Origin of the sequence: Pantoea sp. B9002, from assembly GCF_013385945.1 — a bacterium.
Lineage (GTDB): Bacteria > Pseudomonadota > Gammaproteobacteria > Enterobacterales > Enterobacteriaceae > Pantoea.
In genome coordinates this window covers 23,157-29,156 of record NZ_JACAPA010000056.1, presented here as the reverse complement: position 1 = coordinate 29,156, position 6,000 = coordinate 23,157, and the positions used below count along the sequence as shown (strand labels likewise).

5 protein-coding genes are annotated in these 6,000 nt (G+C 34.1%); all 5 read left to right on the top strand.

All coding sequences use genetic code 11. The features are described 5' to 3' along the window. The coding region (locus HX773_RS23250; RefSeq protein WP_176973511.1) for a DUF2345 domain-containing protein at window positions 1-220 on the top strand (220 nt) is incomplete at its 5' end. A 14-nt stretch (window positions 221-234) separates the two neighbouring features. After that, the gene (locus HX773_RS23245; protein ID WP_176973510.1) at window positions 235-2,436 is read left to right on the top strand and encodes a M23 family metallopeptidase; all 2,202 of its coding nucleotides are present in this window, start codon (window positions 235-237) and stop codon (window positions 2,434-2,436) included. A 4-nt stretch (window positions 2,437-2,440) separates the two neighbouring features. Continuing rightward, complete coding sequence (locus tag HX773_RS23240) at window positions 2,441-3,055, top strand: hypothetical protein (protein ID WP_176973509.1); 615 nt, start codon at window positions 2,441-2,443, stop codon at window positions 3,053-3,055. Window positions 3,056-4,107: 1,052 nt separating this feature from the next. After that, window positions 4,108-4,740: a hypothetical protein gene (locus tag HX773_RS23235; protein ID WP_176973493.1), complete on the top strand. Its 633-nt coding sequence runs from the start codon at window positions 4,108-4,110 to the stop codon at window positions 4,738-4,740. 134 nt (window positions 4,741-4,874) lie between these two features. After that, a complete protein-coding gene (locus tag HX773_RS23230) occupies window positions 4,875-5,390 on the top strand; it encodes a hypothetical protein (protein WP_176973508.1) in 516 nt (171 codons plus the stop codon). Window positions 5,391-6,000: the final 610 nt, after the last annotated feature.

The window sequence follows — 6,000 nt, the reverse complement described above, 5'->3', positions numbered from 1 at the left end:
CGAAGATGAAATCAAAATCATCGCGAAGAAGAAGATCACGCTGAACGGCGGCGGGAGTTATATCACGCTGGATGCTAATGCGATCGAGTCAGCTACTGCAGGAGATTACCGCACGCAAGCGGGCCAGTATGTCCGGCTGGAACAGGCGAGCAATCCGGAAGAATTCCCAAGCCTGGCCGTAATAAAAAAAGAGCCTTCGGGCAAATTTACTTTTTCCTGACAGGGAGTCACTAAATGATCATCAGTCCACCCATTTTAAAAGCCAAATCTGCTACAGAAACGGATGCCGCATGGATTAGTCGTGTGATGGCTTCTGACGTACACCGCAGTTTTCCTGTTAGTGCAGCCGGTTCATGGCATGGCGGAATTCATATTAAACATACCGATAACAGCAGTAGCCCAGAAAAAGTTAGGGCAATTGCAGATGGCAAGGTCGTATCTTTTCGCACTCCCGCCAATGACGAAGCAAAATGTGCTGAGCCATTGAATCTGAATGGTGCAACTGACAATGGTTATGTGTTGCTGAAACATGAAACGGAAATTGGCAGTGGTGAAAACGGCAAGGTGGTTTTTTACTCGTTATATATGCATTTGAAATCACTTAACGCAGCCATTAAAAGTGATGCTCTGATATATCGTAAGGATGCATTAGGAACAGCTGGCATGGTGGATGGAGAAAATGCCTTCCACTTTCAGATATTTTGTGACGATGACAACATTGAAAAATTAACCGGAAGAAAGACGCAGAAACTGGATATCACCCGTGATGGTCGAACCGATGCTGTTTATGGCGATATTCATTTTGTTTTGCCTGTCGGGACAAAATTTTATAATAAAACACCCGAGAACAATAGCACTGCCACTGAAGGTCTTAGTGAATTACATACCAGTACGGTACCTTTGTATGCCAGCATGACTCTGGCTAAAGGAAGTTGCACCGTGGTGACGAGGCAGGAGGATGAAAATGTTGAAGGGCGCTTTTTTACGGTCGGTGAAGCGCTTATTGATGTTGATGAAAAAGAATATGAATATAATCTTTATAAAACCGCTAAGTCTCGTTATAAAAATTGCCCAAGTGCAGGTTATGAATTACTAAGATTTGGAAGGGTTATAAATGTAGATCATGAAAAGTTGGTTCCAGAAGATGCACCTTTATGGTTGACTATAAACTATTCAGGCGGTCAAGGTGTCGTCAATCTTGCTACTGATGAAATCAAAAAATTTAGCGATGCCGATTTCCCCCATTGGACAGGGTGGCAAATGGTTGATGATGATAAAGATACAAGTAGTCAATGTAATTCAGGTGTGGTGAAAAAAAATCAAGACGATGGTCTGTATGATGAAATTAAAGATAAGTTAATTTGCCACTTCCCTTTTGAATGGGATGAAATAACAATCGAAACACGCTATTCATGGTTAAAAAATAATGATAAAGACCACTTGGCTATGAAGGATGAAGAATATGAAAAATTTAAAAGTCATGTAAAAAAACTATGTTTTAATATAGGTGGCCTTCCTTCTGGAAGGTTATGGAGTTTCAATGGTGAGTGTTTTATAAGAAATTTCAAACAGTGTTCTTGGCTCAGCCATAATGAATTATCATCACTCCTTCCAAGAAAGTATTATGAAGGTTACCCTGGTAATCCCATAGTCGTTACGATTCCATGGGAAACATCTTTTGGTCGTTGGACTAAATATTATGAAGATTTCAACTATATATGTAATAAATACGGCATGGATTCTTCAAATAGGAAGGCGGCTTTTCTTGGCCAGATCTATATTGAAACGGGAATGTTAAGAACGATGACGGAAGGAGGAAAGGGGAAAAAAAATAGCAAGGGGAAGTATGTTTCGCCTGCTGCTGAGTATTATCAGCCATTTTATGGTCGAGGGTTTATGCAATTAACTTGGCCTAAAAATTACAGTGATTATCGAAAATTTAGAACTACAGAATTTTTACCCGATGTTGCTTCTGACTACTCATATGAAGACTCGAGAATTTCAAGAGCCAGTAGTCACTACTGGGCAGATCCTAGAAGAAAGTCTAAAGATAAAAAAACAGGAAAAACAGTAGTTACTATAGATGATGATTTGTTGAGTCTTTGGTATCCTTTCTATGATCCTAATGAAATATCAGATAATTCTTTTAGTGCTGTAGATAGCGCGGGTTTTTATTGGATATCGAAGCATCATAGCAAAAGCATAAATATCAATCGGGTTTCAGATAAAGGATTAAATTCAGAAAATATTGGTAGATGCTCAGTGTTAGTTAATGGTGGTGACTATGGATACTTTGAAAGGCAGGCCTACACTAGATTTTGCTATTATTATTTAAATGATGAGATTAGAGATGTCTATATCGAGAGGTTATCTATATCAAAAGGTCGAAACAGTATAGATGTCACTATCGACTATACTAAACAGCGCGAGGTGTAAATATATGAGAGCAATATTTTTAATGCTTTATGCTATTTTTCTGTCTTTGACATTGGCTCCATTTGGATCCAGAGCGAACAATAATTTTGATGTTATAAGCTCTGTGGAGAAATATGTGTTTAAAAATGGGAAGCCCTATGTTCTCTCAAAGGTATATGAGGTAATGGCCCCACCTTCTGGTTTTTTACCATACTATATTTATAGTGATGAAAATACATATGCTTATCCGTTCGTATTCAATCGTGAAGGTATTAAAGGAATAAATGAGCCTTACTCACGATGCAATCTAGCATATGCAATAAATGAAATGGTATTTATTCCAGAAAGAAAGTTTAACTCTGGCTACGCAGAAGATTTCGAGCAATGCCTAGGTTTCGATGGAGATGTTAAGACTTTAAAAAACAGTAAAGGCATTGAATGGTTTGTTACTAAAGCAGTTTATGAAGTTGATTCTGATAAACCCAATTCAACTTATGAAGTTTATTTTTACTTAAAAGGTTTTTTTTGTTTCTCTAAAAATGATAGCCATTTAATATCCGTTAATGAAGGTGATATTTTAATTCTAAAAGATAAAGGAGTGACTGAAAAAGATTTTATGGAGTGCTCCAAAAATATTTAATGACTGAGCATTAATTTCATATTGTTATTCGATGAATTGAAATTTCTATGATTTAAGATAACTGGTTAAGACGGTAAAATGCAGATAAAGAATCCATGGTTGATACCATTGGTGTTATAAATAGGCTGGCTAGCAGAGGTGCTAACGGATGTTATGATAGGCCAGAATATTTTAAATTTGCAGATTATTTTTTACTAAACAACATGTTTAGTGATTAAATTGTTTTGATTTCACCAGTTTATATAATTAGAAATTTAATGATTTTAACTAATTGTTAAAAGGAAATGATAAAAATTTTATATTTCCTCCTATCTTTCCTGCTATTTAGTTCGAGTGATTATGATTTTTTAAGAGCAACATTTTTTAAAGTGAGTATCTAGTCTGCTAATTGAATAACATAGTTGGGATATGTGGCGAGATTCTCATAAAATGAAGATTTTTTCCATTATATTGTTGTAGTATCCAAAAACAATCGGCATTACTAATTGTCTAAAGGCGTTCTTAGGTGCGTTTTTTTATTTTATTAACTCTTTTTTCTGTACAGTTACCACATGCAAAATAAATAAACTATTGTAGAACTATAAAATTCGATAGTGCCAACTTTGATTATTTAAAAATTCAAAAGGCATCCCGTAAAGTAGATTGTCGTGATAATCCAGTCCCAATTTATTACAAAGGTATTAAAGATTATTTTAATCTGACATCATCAGCTTATGCTACCGGCGGAGCTAGTTATCTAATTTGGGATGAAACGGATGGGAAATATCATTATGATGAAGATGAACTTAAAGACACCATTCGAGATGTTTTTAATAGGAATTCTAAATATAAATATCTCGCTCATTTAACTTTTAGCGTAAAAATAAATTATCAGCCTAGGCCTAACGGAGCGCTTGTTATTTCAGATGTCATATTTAAAAATAAGGGTGGTAAAGATGTTAGTATTATTAAAGATGCTTTCTTTTACTCGAAAGATAACTATGCAGCAGTTTATGGATCTCAGCCAATAAAATTCACAGATAAAAATAAAATTGATTTATTGGAAGGTGTCAATGATCTTTTTAATTCCATGGTTATTGATTGGGATTAGATTAAGAAAAAAGATGGTTAATGTAAATGGGTGTTACAAAAATGGAATAATGATGCGTTTTTATAATGCTTTAATTTTTTTTGAGGTATTTAACAATTCTGCCTATGCGGAACTTAGCTGCAAAATAGGAAAAGGTAGCTGCATAACAGTTTTAGGTAACTTGACGTCGAATAATAATTCTGAAAATGGAGTGTCGCTTTATATAAAAGACGAAAAAGTTTCCAGAATTTCTAATACTGATGTTAATCAAGCGTTTGTATATTATGATCTTATTTATCATAAAAATAAAAATAAATTTATAGATAAGTTAATTATATCTTATGATGCAAGTAATTGCATTTATGGTGGACAGGGATCAAATTGCCAAAAATATAAAATGTTAGATCTAACAAATGGAGTTAAATTATCAAGTTCGTTTTACCCGCCAGTGATAAATGCGAACTTAATGACAGTGAATTGGGGAGAGGATGTAACTACTATGAAATTTGAAGATAAGTCTATATCTTCATATAAAAATAATAAAGTTACATTAAATAATGGTAGGGTTAAATATTCTAATGCTTCTTTTGATAAAGGTATTTATATCACAAATTGAGCTGATAATAAGGTGAGGATGCAGGTTTTATCAAAAAAACATCGTAGTGATTTATTACATAATAGTAAATTGGAATGAATGGTTTTTAACTAAAAATTCGCGCGTACGATTAAGTTATCATTATAGAGGAAATGATGAATAAGATGATTTTGTCAATGCTATTAATACCATGGCTTTCTTACGCCGGTTCACCGGGTGGCATATGTCTTTTTGTACAACCAACAACAAATGCTAAAAACATAAAGTATGTGTTTGATGGTTACTTTAGGAATTATTATGGTGTCGTTAATCCTAAAACCCCATCATGTACACCTGATGACTATGTGCCTTACATTGATATTGTATATTTAAATACGATTCCAAAAAATATTGATAATAAACTTATGGATGATGCTATAAGTTCTGATTTGTCCCGAACAGAGTTGGCTAAGAAACTTAATGGTTTTCAATATGACCAAGTGTCAAGTTTCAATGGTGCAATGATTTACGATTTGGAAGATGATAACGTAATAATTTATACGTTTGATGTTTCATCTCCAAATGAAATGCGTAAAACCATTATTAAGAGAGAAAAACTGATATCTTCAGATGACATGGGATATGCCATTTGTAAATCTATTGAAGGTAAAATCCTTCCATCCGAACTATGAATGATTGTCTTTAATTAGTTCATCAAATTGATTGGGTATTATCAGGTTCTTAAGATGCAAGGATGTAAATTTATAAAAATCGTTACTATATTACTTTCAATTATTTTGACCAACCCGGTCTACGCCAGGGTCTCCTGGCGGTCTAATTGTTGCAGTCATGCCATTGACTTCAGCAATATTCTATAAGAAAGCTGTGATAGATGCTTTAATTATATCCGTTCAGACGGGAGCGGGGTATTTTGTATAGGATACTCAACACATCAGTCTGAACAGTTTAATCTGGAATATTTGTATACTAATAAAACATTGGATTCATCTATTTTTTATGATGCATTTGAAAATGTAAATGAAATGCTGGAACTCAAGAAGAAATTAAGAAACTATTGTAACTCAAAAAATGATTATGGGATTGATGTATTGCTAACTTACGAGTTAAAAGATGATGAGATTACATTCTATGACATATCCTCCTTTGAAGGGGAACCTATCGTCACTCTTTCTATTAATAAGTCTGATGTCGATGTTCTCATAAAATAAAGCAATGCTGCATGTTCATCTCTGGTTGGATTTCCTGTTGAATACGATGGATAATTTCGTGGAAGTATTAATT